This is a genomic window from Umezawaea beigongshangensis (genome assembly GCF_016464305.1).
GTDB lineage: Bacteria > Actinomycetota > Actinomycetes > Mycobacteriales > Pseudonocardiaceae > Umezawaea_A > Umezawaea_A beigongshangensis.
Genome location: NZ_JAEIOJ010000001.1, coordinates 591,693 through 604,381, shown reverse-complemented (window position 1 = coordinate 604,381; position 12,689 = coordinate 591,693). Strand labels below are relative to the sequence as shown.

Annotated in this window: 15 protein-coding genes; 10 read left to right on the top strand and 5 right to left on the bottom strand. The window is 73.9% G+C overall.

Going from position 1 to position 12,689, the window contains the following annotated elements:
- From dhaL to IMZ35_RS02825, 4 genes are all read left to right on the top strand, one after another.
- The gene (gene dhaL, locus IMZ35_RS02840; RefSeq protein WP_199439249.1) at positions 1–642 is read left to right on the top strand and encodes a dihydroxyacetone kinase subunit DhaL; all 642 of its coding nucleotides are present in this window, start codon (positions 1–3) and stop codon (positions 640–642) included.
- Positions 639–1,346: a dihydroxyacetone kinase phosphoryl donor subunit DhaM gene (gene dhaM / locus IMZ35_RS02835; protein ID WP_307867693.1), complete on the top strand. Its 708-nt coding sequence runs from the start codon at positions 639–641 to the stop codon at positions 1,344–1,346. The genes dhaL and dhaM overlap by 4 nt, the downstream gene beginning before the upstream one ends.
- A gap of 131 nt (positions 1,347–1,477) precedes the next feature.
- Complete coding sequence (locus IMZ35_RS02830) at positions 1,478–3,253, top strand: 3-hydroxyacyl-CoA dehydrogenase family protein (protein ID WP_307867692.1); 1,776 nt, start codon at positions 1,478–1,480, stop codon at positions 3,251–3,253.
- 50 nt (positions 3,254–3,303) lie between these two features.
- Complete coding sequence (locus IMZ35_RS02825) at positions 3,304–3,900, top strand: DUF3558 family protein (protein ID WP_199439247.1); 597 nt, start codon at positions 3,304–3,306, stop codon at positions 3,898–3,900.
- On the opposite strand, the gene IMZ35_RS02820 is transcribed toward IMZ35_RS02825, so the two are convergent.
- Both IMZ35_RS02820 and IMZ35_RS02815 read right to left on the bottom strand, forming a co-directional pair.
- Positions 3,897–4,106, bottom strand: coding sequence for an FmdB family zinc ribbon protein (locus IMZ35_RS02820; protein WP_199439246.1), 210 nt, complete (start codon positions 4,104–4,106; stop codon positions 3,897–3,899). The two genes, IMZ35_RS02825 and IMZ35_RS02820, sit on opposite strands and share 4 nt — an antisense overlap.
- 7 nt (positions 4,107–4,113) lie before the next feature.
- Positions 4,114–4,503 (bottom strand): hypothetical protein, encoded by a 390-nt coding sequence (locus IMZ35_RS02815; RefSeq protein WP_199439245.1) that lies wholly within the window; start codon positions 4,501–4,503, stop codon positions 4,114–4,116.
- 50 nt (positions 4,504–4,553) lie between these two features.
- Between IMZ35_RS02815 and IMZ35_RS02810 the strand changes: the two genes are divergently transcribed.
- Together IMZ35_RS02810 and IMZ35_RS02805 are read left to right on the top strand one after the other, a co-directional pair.
- Positions 4,554–4,862, top strand: coding sequence for an Rv1322 family protein (locus IMZ35_RS02810; protein ID WP_199439244.1), 309 nt, complete (start codon positions 4,554–4,556; stop codon positions 4,860–4,862).
- Between the two features lie 203 nt (positions 4,863–5,065).
- Complete coding sequence (locus IMZ35_RS02805) at positions 5,066–5,770, top strand: alpha/beta hydrolase (protein WP_307867690.1); 705 nt, start codon at positions 5,066–5,068, stop codon at positions 5,768–5,770.
- Between the two features lie 11 nt (positions 5,771–5,781).
- Here IMZ35_RS02805 and IMZ35_RS02800 read toward each other — a convergent pair whose 3' ends face one another.
- The 3 genes from IMZ35_RS02800 to mce all read right to left on the bottom strand — a co-directional run bounded on the left by IMZ35_RS02800 (position 5,782) and on the right by mce (position 9,121).
- On the bottom strand, positions 5,782–7,068 hold the full coding sequence (locus IMZ35_RS02800; protein WP_199439243.1) for a coiled-coil domain-containing protein: 1,287 nt from the start codon (positions 7,066–7,068) through the stop codon (positions 5,782–5,784).
- 81 nt (positions 7,069–7,149) lie between these two features.
- The gene (gene ccrA, locus IMZ35_RS02795; RefSeq protein ID WP_199439242.1) at positions 7,150–8,481 is read right to left on the bottom strand and encodes a crotonyl-CoA carboxylase/reductase; all 1,332 of its coding nucleotides are present in this window, start codon (positions 8,479–8,481) and stop codon (positions 7,150–7,152) included.
- A gap of 196 nt (positions 8,482–8,677) precedes the next feature.
- Positions 8,678–9,121 (bottom strand): methylmalonyl-CoA epimerase, encoded by a 444-nt coding sequence (gene mce, locus IMZ35_RS02790; protein ID WP_199439241.1) that lies wholly within the window; start codon positions 9,119–9,121, stop codon positions 8,678–8,680.
- A 120-nt stretch (positions 9,122–9,241) separates the two neighbouring features.
- Between mce and IMZ35_RS02785 the strand changes: the two genes are divergently transcribed.
- The 4 genes from IMZ35_RS02785 to IMZ35_RS02770 all read left to right on the top strand — a co-directional run bounded on the left by IMZ35_RS02785 (position 9,242) and on the right by IMZ35_RS02770 (position 12,628).
- Positions 9,242–10,429 carry an acetyl-CoA C-acetyltransferase gene (locus IMZ35_RS02785; RefSeq protein ID WP_199439240.1) on the top strand — a complete coding sequence of 396 codons (1,188 nt, stop codon included), beginning with the start codon at positions 9,242–9,244 and terminating at the stop codon, positions 10,427–10,429.
- 3 nt (positions 10,430–10,432) lie between these two features.
- The gene (gene meaB, locus IMZ35_RS02780) at positions 10,433–11,401 is read left to right on the top strand and encodes a methylmalonyl Co-A mutase-associated GTPase MeaB (RefSeq protein ID WP_199439239.1); all 969 of its coding nucleotides are present in this window, start codon (positions 10,433–10,435) and stop codon (positions 11,399–11,401) included.
- Positions 11,402–11,441: 40 nt separating this feature from the next.
- Positions 11,442–12,020 carry a hypothetical protein gene (locus IMZ35_RS02775; RefSeq protein WP_307867689.1) on the top strand — a complete coding sequence of 193 codons (579 nt, stop codon included), beginning with the start codon at positions 11,442–11,444 and terminating at the stop codon, positions 12,018–12,020.
- A gap of 197 nt (positions 12,021–12,217) precedes the next feature.
- On the top strand, positions 12,218–12,628 hold the full coding sequence (locus tag IMZ35_RS02770; protein ID WP_199439237.1) for a pyridoxamine 5'-phosphate oxidase family protein: 411 nt from the start codon (positions 12,218–12,220) through the stop codon (positions 12,626–12,628).
- Positions 12,629–12,689 lie beyond the last annotated feature (61 nt).

Below are 12,689 nucleotides of genomic sequence, written 5' to 3'. Positions count from 1 at the left end.
GTGGGGTGCGCGGAGAAGGACGTGGCCGACGCGGTGCGGGCGGCGGCCGGGGTCGTGCGGCGGCACCGCGACGAGCTGGTGAACCTCGACCGGCCGATCGGCGACGCCGACCACGGCGAGAACCTCGGGCGCGGGTTCGCCGCCGTGGTGGCCGCGCTGGACGCCGGCGTGCCGTCGTCGCCCGGCGGCGTGCTCGAGGTGGTGGCGAAGACGCTGATCTCCACGGTCGGCGGCGCCGCCGGTCCGCTCTACGGCACGGGGTTCCTGCGCGCGGCGCGCGCCGTCGGCGCCGCGGAGGAGCTGGACGCCGCGACGGTCGCCGCGGCGCTGCGCGCCGCGCTGGACGGCGTCGTGGCGCGGGGCGGGGCCCAGCTCGGGGACAAGACGGTGGTGGACGCGCTGGCACCGGCCGTCGCCGCGGCCGAGTCGGCCGCGGGTGGCGGCGCCGACGTCGCCGGGGTGCTGCGGGCCGCCGCCGACGCCGCCGCGGAGGGCGCCGAGTCGACGGTGCCGCTGGTCGCCCGCAAGGGCAGGGCGTCCTACCTCGGCGAGCGCAGCGCGGGGCACCTCGACCCCGGTGCCCGGTCGGCGTCGCTGCTGCTGCGGGCGTTCGCCGACCACGCGGCGGGGAGCGCCGGGTGACCGCCTCCGCGAGGGTCGGCCTCGTCGTCGTGTCGCACAGCCGTCAGCTCGCCGCCGGTGTCGTCGAGGTCGCCGCGCAGATGGCTCCGCAGGTCGCCGTGCTGCCGGTGGGCGGCACGGCAGACGGAGGCATCGGCACCGACCCCGACGCCGTGTCGCGCGCCCTGAGCGCGGCGGACTCGGGCGCCGGAGCCGCCGTCCTCTACGACCTGGGCAGCGCCGGGATGGCCGCGGAGCTGGCGGCCGAGACCGCGGCGGACCCGGACGCCGTGCTCGTGGTCGACGCGCCGCTGGTGGAGGGCGCGGTCGCCGCGGCCGTCGCCGCTCAGAGCGGCGCGGGCCTGGCGACGGTCGCCGAGGCCGCCCGGTCGGCCGCCGCGGCGGGGCCCACCGCCGTTCCCGCCGAACCGCCGCGCGAGCAGCCCGCCGTCGCGGGCGGTCCGACCAGCGCGGAGGTCCTGCTGACCAACGAGGTGGGGCTGCACGCGCGTCCCGCCGCGCTGCTCGCCCGCACGGTGGCGGAGCTGGACGCGCGCGTGGTCGTCCGGTACGGCGGCCACCAGGCCGACGCGGCGAGCGTGCTGGCCCTGATGGGACTCGGTGCCGGGAGGGGCGCGCGGGTCGCCGTGACCGCGAGCGGGCCGCAGGCGGAGGAGGCGATCAGGCGCGTGCGGGGGCTGGCGGAGCGCAACTTCGAGGAGTAGGCCGTCCGGTCGCTGGACCGATCCCTTGCTCGATCCCGATGGTGCAGCTCACGGGCTCGCCACGCCGGGTTCGTGGGATAGTCGCCACAAGTTACCCGCTGGTAGCACCCGGTGACGTGGGAGGTAGTGCAGTGGCGCACTCGTTCGGCACGGTCGGCGTGGTCGGGCTCGGCACCATGGGGGCCGGGATCGTGGAGGTGCTGGCGCGCGAGGGCCTTCCCGTGGTGGCGGTGGACGTGGACTCCGACGCGCTGAGCCGTGCCCGCGAGCACCTGGAGCGCTCCACGGACCGCGCCGTCGCCCGCAGCAAGCTCGACGGCGCCGCCCGCGCGGAGCTGTTCGAGCGGATCACCCTCACCACGTCGTTCGCCGACCTCGCCGGGTGCGACCTGGTGATCGAGGCCGTGCCCGAGCGCGTCGAGCTGAAGGCCGAGGTGTTCGCGGAGATCGACCGCGTCGTCGGTCCCGGCACCGTCCTCGCGTCCAACACCTCGTCGCTGTCCATCACCGAGATCGGCGTGCACACCAGCCGGCCGGGCAAGGTCGTCGGCCTGCACTTCTTCAACCCCGCGCCGGTGCAGAAGCTCGTCGAGGTGGTGCGGACCGTCGTCACCGAGCCCGAGGTGGTCACCGACGTCGTGGCGTTCGCCGAGCGCATCGGCAAGACGCCCGTCGTGATCGGCGACCGCGCCGGGTTCATCGCCAACGCGCTGCTGTTCGGCTACCTCAACCACGCCGTGCGGATGTTCGAGTCCCGCTACGCGACCCGCGAGGACCTCGACGCGGCCATGCGGCACGGCTGCGGCTACCCGATGGGCCCGCTGGCCCTGCTGGACCTCATCGGCCTGGACACCGCCCACGAGATCCTCGACACGATGTACCACCAGTCCCGCGACCGGCTGCACGCCCCGGCTCCGCTGCTCAAGCAGATGATCACGGCGGGCCTGCTGGGCCGCAAGACCGGGCGCGGCTTCTACACCTACGACGCGCCCCACTCGCACACCGTCGTGCCCGACGCGCGGACGCCCGCCGCGACGCGGGACGCCGCGGCGGTCCGCCGGGTGCGGCGCGTCGGGGTGATCGGCACCGGGACGATGGCCACCGGCATCACCGAGGTGTTCGCCAGGAGCGGTTACGACGTGGTGCTGCGCGCCCGCGCCCTCGACCGGGCGGAGGCGGCCCAGGGCCGCCTCCGCGCGTCCCTCGACCGCGCCGTGAGCCGCGGCAGGCTGGCCGGGGTCGACCGCGACGCCGTGCTCGCGCGCATCGCGCTCGCGGTGGACTTCGAGGAGCTGGCCGACTGCGACCTCGTGGTCGAGGCGGTCGCCGAGGACCTGGCGGTCAAGAGGGCCGTGTTCGCGGCGCTGGACGAGGTCTGCAAGCCCGGCGCCGTCCTCGCGACCACCACCTCGTCCCTGCCGGTCGTGGAGTGCGCCGCCGCGACCTCGCGGCCGGCCGACGTCGTGGGCCTGCACTTCTTCAACCCCGCGCAGGTCATGAAGCTGGTCGAGGTCGTCGGGACCATCACCACGGACCCGGTCGTCGTCGCCACCGCCCGGCAGGTCTGCCTCGACCTGGGCAAGCGGCCGGTGCACTGCGGCGACCGCGCCGGGTTCGTCGTGAACGCGCTGCTGTTCCCGTACCTCAACGACGCGGTGAAGATGCTGGAGGCCCACTACGCGGAGGCCGACGACATCGACACCGCCATGAAGATCGGCTGCGGCCTGCCGATGGGCCCGTTCGAGCTGCTCGACGTCGTGGGGCTGGACGTGTCGCTGGCCATCGAGCGCACGCTCTACCGGGAGTTCCGCGAGGCCGGTTTCGCCCCCGCGCCCCTGCTGGAGCACCTGGTCACGGCGGGCCGCCTGGGCCGCAAGACCGGCAAGGGTTTCCGGGACCACACCTGATCGCGCTCCCCGCCGTCACGCGTGGCACCGGCGTTTGCGAAGCTGGTGCCATGCGGCGTGCGGTGATCTCACTGGTGGTGGCGGTCCTCTGCCTCTCGTCCGGGTGCGCGTACTCGATCCAGGGCACGCCCGTGGCCGGGATTCCCGGCGACGTGGTGCCGCCCTTCGAGACCGACACCCCCGCGCCGTCGACCAGCAGGTCGACGCCGAACTCCTCCAGCGCGCCGGAACCGGCGTCGTTCGACCTGTGCGAGCTGCTGTCCTGGAAGGACCTGCCCTACGAGGTGGCGGACAAGTCCGCGCCGCCCACGAAGACGGGGTACGACACCGAGTACGAGCAGTCGTGCAGCTGGCAGACCCAGCTCAAGGAGAGCGCGGTGCAGGAGGTCGGCATCTCGCTGCGCTTCCGCGAGGGCAAGGCGCTGACCCTGGACGAGCAGACGGCCACCTACGACGTGGGCGGCCGCACCGTCTTCTACCTCGACCGCAGCGAGGACCCGGACGTGCAGCCCTCCTGCGTGCTCGTCCTGGAGTACGCGGGCGGCGGGCTGGGCATCATCGCCATCGACGGCTCGAACAAGTACGGCGGCATCTGCGAGCAGGGCCGCAAGGCCGCCGAGGTCCTCCTGTCGAAGGAACCGGCCTAACCGCAGCAGCCTCCGCCGCAGCAGCCTCCGCCACCACCGGCGGGGGCTCCGGCGCTCCCGCTGCCGCCCAGTCCGGCCATCGACAGCAGCTTCACCGTGTCGTCGTGGCCCTCGGGGCACTGCGCGGGGTCGGACGACGCGCTCATGGGCCGGTTGACGTCGAAGGTCGACCCGCAGGACCGGCAGCGGTACTCGTAGGTGGGCACCCGCCCATCATCCCCGGTCGACCGCGATCAGGTGCAGGGTGGTCACCAGGACGGCGGACACCGCGGCGACGCCCGCCAGCACCGGCAGCCGGTGCGCCCAGCCGAGTCCCACCACCGCCGCGTGCGTGCCGACGAACAGGAACAGCCAGCTCGACGACCGCGGCCGCAGCCACAGCGGCAGCAGCGTCGCGGCCGTGACGACCAGCAGCACCGAGCTGGAGGCCACCACGACGCCCTCGCGCTCCCAGCGCAGCGCGTTGCCGCGCCCGGTCTCCCCGCCGAGGTCGGGGAACGTGCCGTCGACGGCGGGCAGGACCATGGCCAGCACCTCGGCGATCAGCACCAGCGTCACGGCGATCCGCGCGCGCGTTCGGACGTCCGCCGATGAACTGCTCATCCCACGACCGTAGGGGATGCGGGCGCGCACTCCGGATACTGTGGTCCCCCGTGCCGCGCCGCAACCATCCCCGACGTCCCGCGCCGGGTTCTGACGAGCCGCGTTCCCTCGGGGGCGGCGCGGGCTGGGCCCGCACCGAGTCCGCCCCCGACGGCGAGTGGACGGTGCGCACCGTGCCCGGCGCGCAGACCACCAAGTCCTACCGCTGTCCCGGCTGCGACCACGAGATCAGGCCCGGCACGCCGCACGTGGTGGCCTGGCCGGCGGCGGAGCACGGCTCGGTGGAGGACCGCCGCCACTGGCACCAGGGCTGCTGGAACGCGCGGGGCAACCGCCGCCCGACCCGCAGGCGCTTCTGACCTCGGCGGTGGCCGCTGAGCGTCGAGCAGTTGGGCGTCGTGCGGACCCGGTGGACCACCGGCGGGGGGCACGTCCCGGCCCGGCCCGCACGGGCACGTGCCGCGGGTGCCGACGACGACCACGCTCCCGCGGTGAGCGTCGAGCAGGTCGTGCGGCACGAGCACGAGTTCGGCGATCACACCGCCGTGCCTACCATCGCGGGGTGCTCGCGAACAGGATCGGACCCAACACCGTGCTCCCCGCGCGGCGCGACGCCGTCGAGCTGACGACCGCGGACGGACTGGTGCTGGAGGGCGAGCTGGCGCTGCCGGTCGACCGGGCGCCGCGAGCGACGCTGATCTGCCTGCACCCGCTGCCCACGCACGGCGGCACGATGGACTCCCACCTGCACCGCAAGGCCGCGGCCCGGCTGCCCGCGCTCGCCGGTCTCGCGGTGCTGCGCTTCAACACGCGCGGCACCGGCCGCAGCGGGGGCGCGTTCGACCGGGGGAACGGCGAGCGGCACGACGTGGCCGCCGCGCTGGAGTTCGCCGAGTTCCACGACCTGCCCGACGTGTGGCTGCTGGGCTGGTCCTTCGGCACCGACCTGGCCCTGGTGCACGGCTGCGACCCGCTGGTGCGGGGCGCGGTGCTCGTCTCACCGCCGCTGCGCTGGAGCGGCGGTGAGCACCGGGCGGCCTGGGCGCGGGCGGGCAAACCCGTCGTGTGCCTGGTGCCGGAGCTGGACGACCACCTGCGTCCCGACGAGGCGCGCGAGCGCTTCGCCGACCTGCCGACCGCGCGGATCGTGGAGTTCGCGGGCGCCGGGCACCTGTTCGTGGGCCGGGCCGAGGAGGTGCTCGACGCGGTCGTCTCGGCGGTGGCCCCCGAGGTGCCCGTGCCGCTGCCGGTGACCTGGCCGGGCTGACGGCCCGCCGGTCAGGGCTTGACGGCCTGCGGGCGCTGGATCTTCTGGGTGGGGCCGTCGACGGAGGGCTGCGGCTGCTGCTCGGCGGGCACCGCGGCCGTGGGCCCGGTCGCCGCCACGGGCTCGGGCGCGCCGGTCCTGTCGGCCTCGGACCGCTGCGGACCGGCCTTCTGGACGGGGGGTGCGTCGGCCACCGCGACGGCCGACTCGCGCTCCAGGTCCAGCGGGTCGAGCAGTGGTGTGACCTCCTGCAACGCGCTGCGCACGGCGTGCAGCTGCTGGGAGAGCCGGTTGCGCAGGTTCCGCAGCGCGTCCACGCGCTGGGTGGCCTGCGTGATCCGCCGGTTCGACTCCTCCGTGGCCTCCCGCACGCGGCGGTGCGCCTCGTCGGTCGCCTCCTGCACGCGCGCCGTGGCCTCGGTGATCGAGTCGTGCCGCCTGCGGTTGGCCTCCTCGGTGGCCTCCCTGACCAGGCGTTCCGCCTCGGCCCTGCTCGCGGTCTGCTCCTGGGTGACCTCGGTGCGGATGCGCGACGCCTCCTGCGTCGCGTCCCGGACCAGCCGCTCGGCCTCGGCCTTGCTGGCGGTCTGCTCCTGCGCGATCTGCGCGCGGACGCGGGCCGCCTCGTCGGTCGCCTCGCGCAGCCTGCGCTCGGCCTCGGCCTTGCTCGCCGCCTCCTGCTGGGCCAGCGTGCGCATCGCCTCGCCCCGGCGCGCGGCCATGGCGATCTCGAAGTCCTCCTCGACGGTGGTCCGCCGCTGCTCGGACTCCCGCTCCAGGGTCTCCGCCGCCGTGCGGGACGCGCCGACGATCTCCGCGGCCTCGCTGCGCGCCTTCTCCAGCACGCCCCGGTGCTCGGCCTCCATCTCGCCGCGCCGGTGGTCCAGCTCGGCGAGCAGCTTCTCGTAGCGGGCACGCAGCGCGCTGGCCTCGTTCTCGGCCTTCGTGCGGATGTGCCCGCCCTCGGCCTCGGCGCGCGCCTTGATCTCGTTGGCCTCGTCCTGGGCGAGGCGCAGCATCCGCTGCAGGCGCTCGCTGAGCCCCTCCAGGGTCGTGGGCGGCAGCGACAGCCGGTCGACCGACGTGCGCAGCTCCGTCATCTCGGAGCGCGCGGCTTCGAGCTGGCGGGCCAGGTCGTTGGTCTGCGACACGGCCGCGTCGCGGTCGGCCGCGAGCAGCCGGAGGTCCGAGTCGAGCCGCTCCAGGTGGTCCTCCACCTGAGCGCGGTCGTACCCGCGCTTCACGATGTCGAAGCCGGATCCCAGCGGTACGAGGTCACGGTCGTCGGCGAGGCCCATGCCCTCACGCTACCCGTTCGTGTCGGGCGGCAGACACCTGCCGACCGCCCGACACGGTGGTTCTTCTTGCAGACAGCCGTTTCACACGCCCCGAAACCGGTTGATGGCACCGAGATGACGCTCCCGCAGCTCGGTGTCGCGCACGCCCAGGCCCTCCGCGGGTGCGAGGCAGAGCACACCCACCTTGCCCTGGTGGGCGTTGCGGTGCACGTCGTGGGCGGCCTGTCCGGTGTCCTCCAGTGAGTACACCTTGGACACCGTCGGATGGATCTTTCCCTTGGCGATCAAGCGGTTCGCCTCCCACGCCTCGCGGTAGTTGGCGAAGTGCGAGCCGATGATCCTCTTGAGGTTCATCCACAGGTAGCGGTTGTCGTACTGGTGGTTGAACCCGCTGGTGGAGGCGCAGGTCACGATCGTTCCACCGCGCTTGGCCACGAACACGCTGGCGCCGAAGGTCTCCCGGCCGGGGTGCTCGAACACGATGTCCGGATCGTCGCCCCCGGTCAGTTCGCGGATCTTCGCGCCGAAGCGCTTCCACTCCGTCGGGTCCTGGGTGTTCTCGTCCTTCCAGAACCGGTAGCCCTCCGCGCTGCGGTCGATGATCAGCTCGGCGCCCATCCTGCGGGCCAGCTCCGCCTTCTGCGGACTGGACACGACGCACACCGGCGTCGCGCCCCCGTTGAGCGCGAACTGGGTCGCGCAGGAGCCGAGGCCGCCGGACGCGCCCCAGATCAGCACGGTGTCGCCCTGCTTCATCGCGGCGCCGCGGGGGGAGACGAGCTGGCGGTAGGCGGTGGAGTTGACCAGGCCGGGCGAGGCGGCCTCCTCCCAGGTCAGGTGCTCCGGCTTGGGCATCAGCTGGTTGGCCTTGACCAGGGCGAGCTCGGCGAGACCGCCGAAGTTCGTCTCGAAGCCCCAGATGCGCTGCTCGGGGTCGAGCATCGTGTCGTCGTGCCCGGCGTGGTGCTCCAGCCGCACGTCGAGGCAGTGCGCCACGACCCGGTCGCCCGGCTTCCACGCGGTGACGCCGGGCCCCGTGCGCAGGACGACCCCGGCCAGGTCGGAGCCCACGACGTGGTACGGCAGGTCGTGCTTCTGAGCCAGCGGCGAGCTCTTGGCGTACCGCTCGAGGAAGCCGAACGTGGACATCGGCTCGAAGATCGACGTCCAGACGGTGTTGTAGTTGATGGCGCTCGCCATCACGGCCACCAGCGCCTCGCCGGGGCCCACCTCGGGCGTGGCGACCTCGTCCAGGTGCAGGGACTCGCGCGGGTCCTTCTCCGCGGTGGTCCGCCCGGCGAACATCTCCGTCTCGTCGGCGTGCACGGTCACACCCCGGTAGCTCTCGGGGAGGGGGAGCGTGGCGAGGGCGTCCGGTTCGTCGGCCGCGATGGCGTCGAGGATCTTCTGCACGGCGTTCCCTCCACTGGGGGGTAGGTCGTTCGGGACGGGAGAAAGTCCCGTCCTCGCAGGTGGCAGGAGGTTACCGACGAGTAAACGATCCAGTTGGCGATGTGTGAGCGAGCGCACTGGGGCGGGTCGCGTGCCCCCGTCCGGCGAGCGGGAGGGTGCCGCGGACCGGTGCCCGCGGCCTCCGACCAGCCAGGGGTCAGGACGTCCGCGCGGGCTCGACCAGCTCGACCAGGACGCCTCCGGCGTCCTTCGGGTGGACGAAGTTCACCCGGCTGCCGGAGGTGCCGCGGCGGGCCTCGTCGTAGAGCAGCCGCAACCCCCGCGCCCGCAGCGCCTCGGCCGCCGCGTCCACATCGGACACGCGGTAGGCGAGCTGCTGGAGTCCGGGGCCGGAGCGGTCGATGAACTTGGCGATCGTCGAGGTCTCCGACAGCGGCGCGAGCAGCTGCACGGCCGTTCCCGTGCCGTCGTCGCCGGGGGCGCGCAGCATGGCCTCCCGCACGCCCTGCTCCTCGTTGACCTCCTCGTGGGCCACCACCAGACCGAAGGTGTCCCGGTAGAACGCGATGGCGACGTCCAGGTCGGGGACGGCGACGCCGACGTGGTCGACGGCCGTGGCGATACCGCGCAGTTCGTCCATGAGCCCGAGGGTATTTGCCGAATCGGTGCAGGTGGCGCTGTGCCGCGCCTCACAGCGTTACCAATCGGTAGCCGCCGGTATCGTGCGAAGTTAACAACCGCTAGCACCGTGGAGGCCGCTGTGTCCGGTTCCGTCATCGTCGCCGGTGCCCGTACCCCGATGGGCCGCTTGCTCGGCTCCCTCAAGGACTTCTCCGGTGCCCAGCTGGGCGGCGTCGCGATCCGGGCGGCGCTGGAGCGGGCGGGCGTCGCGCCCGAGCAGGTGCAGTACGTGATCATGGGCCAGGTCCTGACCGCGGGCGCGGGCCAGATCCCGGCCCGGCAGGCGGCCGTCGCCGCCGGAATCCCGATGAGCGTCCCGGCGCTGACGATCAACAAGGTCTGCCTGTCCGGTCTCGACGCCATCGCGCTCGCCGACCAGCTCATCCGCGCCGGCGAGTTCGACGTCGTGGTGGCCGGTGGCCAGGAGTCGATGACGCAGGCGCCGCACCTGCTGCCGAAGTCGCGCGCCGGGTACAAGTACGGCGACGTCACCGTGGTCGACCACATGGCCCACGACGGCCTGTTCTGCGCGTTCGACCAGGTCGCGATGGGTGTTTCGACCGAGAAGCACAACTCCCGGCACGGTGTGACCCGCGAGGAGCAGGACGCGTTCTCCGCGCGGTCGCACCAGCGCGCCGCCGCCGCGGCGGCCAGGGGCGTCTTCGCCGAGGAGATCGCGCCGGTGAGCATCCCGCAGCGCGGGGGAGAGCCGGTCGAGTTCGCCACCGACGAGGGCGTGCGTCCCGAGACGACGACCGAGAGCCTCGGGAAGCTGCGCCCCGCGTTCGCCGCGGACGGCACCATCACCGCCGGGTCGGCCTCGCAGATCTCCGACGGGGCCGCGGCCGTCGTCGTCATGAGCCGGGCCAAGGCCGAGGAGCTGGGCCTGACCTGGATCGCCGAGATCGGCGCCCACGGCGTCGTCGCCGGGCCGGACGCGAGCCTGCACGAGCAGCCGGCCAACGCCATCCGGGTGGCCTGCGCCAAGGAGGGCGTCGAGCCCGCCGACCTCGACCTGGTCGAGATCAACGAGGCGTTCGCCGCCGTCGGCGTCGTCTCCACCCGGCTGCTCGGCCTCGACGAGGACCGGGTCAACGTCAACGGCGGCGCCATCGCGCTGGGCCACCCGATCGGCATGTCCGGCGCCCGCGTCGCGCTGCACGCCGCGCTGGAGCTGCGACGCCGCGGCGGCGGTGTCGCCGCGGTCGCGCTGTGCGGTGGCGGCGGCCAGGGCGACGCCCTGATCGTGCGCGTGCCTAAGGTCTGAGGTGTGGCACGCACCTCGGACGTGAAGGACCTGGTCGACCGCGCGCGCGAGGGACAGCCGCGCGCGGTCGCCCGGCTCATCTCCCTCGTGGAGGACGCGAGCCCCCGGCTGCCCGAGGTGGCCGCGGCGCTCGCCCCCCACACCGGCCGCGCCAGGGTGATCGGGCTGACCGGCTCGCCCGGTGTGGGCAAGTCCACCTCGACGGCGGCGCTGGTCGCGGCGTTCCGCGCGCGGGGACAGCGGGTGGGCGTGCTGGCGGTCGACCCGTCGTCGCCGTTCTCCGGCGGCGCGCTGCTCGGCGACCGCGTCCGGATGCAGGAGCACGCGACCGACCCCGGCGTGTTCATCCGCTCCATGGCGACCAGGGGGCACCTGGGCGGCCTGGCGTGGGCGACGCCGCAGGCGCTGCGGGTCCTCGACGCCGCCGGGTTCGACGTCGTGCTCGTGGAGACCGTCGGCGTCGGCCAGTCGGAGGTCGAGGTGATCTCCCTCGCGGACACGACGCTCGTGCTGCTCGCGCCCGGCATGGGCGACGGCATCCAGGCGGCCAAGGCCGGCATCCTGGAGATCGCCGACGTGTTCGTGGTCAACAAGGCCGACCGCGACGGCGCGGACGCCACCGTGCGCGACCTCAAGCACATGATCTCCCTGGGCCGCCGGGACCGCGAGGGCCCGGCGTGGCGGACGCCGATCGTGAAGACGGTCGCCGCGCGCGGCGAGGGCGTCGAGGACGTCGTGGAGGCCCTCGACGCGCACCACGCCTGGACGACCGCGCACGGTGAGCTGGAGCGGCGCCGCACCCGCAGGGCGAGCAGCGAGATCCAGGCCATCGCGCTGGCCCGGCTGCGCTCCCGCTTCGGCGACCCGACCGGCGGCACGGTCCTGGAGCAGCTCGCGAAGCGGGTCGCCGCCGGTGAGATCGACCCGTTCGCCGCGGCCGAGCACCTCGTCCAGGACGTCGTGCGGCGGTAGCCTGCCGGACGTGCACCCCCACCAAGGTCCACCCCCGGTCGTGATCGACATCGGCGCCAGGGACACCCGGCGCGTGCTGCTCGGAGGCGGGGTCGCCGGTGTGCTGGGCGTGCTGTCGCTGGTCGGGGCCGTGAGCGCGCTCGTGGACGGCCAGGTCGTCGGCGGCCTGATCTTCCTGGTGATCGGTCTGCTGTTCACCGGCGTCGCCGTGCTGGGCGTCGTGAACTGGAAGCGGGTCTCCCGTCCCCGCACGCTGGTCTTCGAGCCGCAGGGCGTCCGCTGGGACGACCCGCGGGGCGTCGGCTGGGCCGTGCCGTGGCAGGAGCTGGGCGCCGTGTCGCTCTCCCGCACCCGCGAGCGGGTCGTGCAGCTGTCCGACGCGCTCGTCCGCAGGACGATGGTGCGGCTGGACCTCTTCCCCGCCGACCCCGGCTCGTTCCGGCCGCGCCACCCGCACATGGAGCACCTGTGGGAGCAGCACACCGTGCGCAACGGCTACCGCCTCCCGCTGGGTGACGCGGCGAACCTCGTTCCGGTGATCGAGCGCGCGATGCTCCAGTTCGCCCCGCGCCTGTACCGCGGCGTGCAGGACGAGGGGTTCACCGTCGGTCTCCGCTGACCCGCCGACGGACGACGCTCGTCACCGCAGCAGGTGACGTCCGCGCCGCGGTCGTCCGGCAGGGTCGTCCGGCAGGGATGATCGGGGTCGTTGTGCCCGTCATCGGCTCCGCCGGGCCGAAGGGGGCCTTGTGGCTCTGGGCCGCACCGGACCGGCTGGTGGACCGTGTGCTGCCGCCCCTTCCGGATCGAGGTGACATGTTCGACTCCGCAGGGCTGGAAGTGCTGGTGCGGACCGAGTGCCTCCGACTCCTGGAGTCGAAGCGCATCGGTCGGCTCGTCTACACCGATCGAGCACTGCCCGCCGTGCTGCCCGTGGCCTTCGCGGTGCACGACGGCGCGGTGGTGGTCCGCGCGCCGGAGGGCGGCGCGGCGGCGGCGGTGCGCGGCGCCGTCGTGGCGTTCGAGGTCGACGACGTCGACGGTGACCTCCGCGAGGGGTGGACGGTCACCGTCGTCGGCCACGCCACCGAGGCGGGCGACGCGCGGGTGCTGAGCGCGCTGGACGAGCTGAACCTCCCCGTGCGCTTCCCGGACCGTCCTCACCACTACATCGTGATCGCTCTGGAGCTGGTCAGCGGGCGGCGCATCCCGCGACCAGCACCCTGAATACGCCACCCAGAGTAATTTTTTGCTGCTCCAGTAGCGGGAAATCTGCCCCGGTGACTAC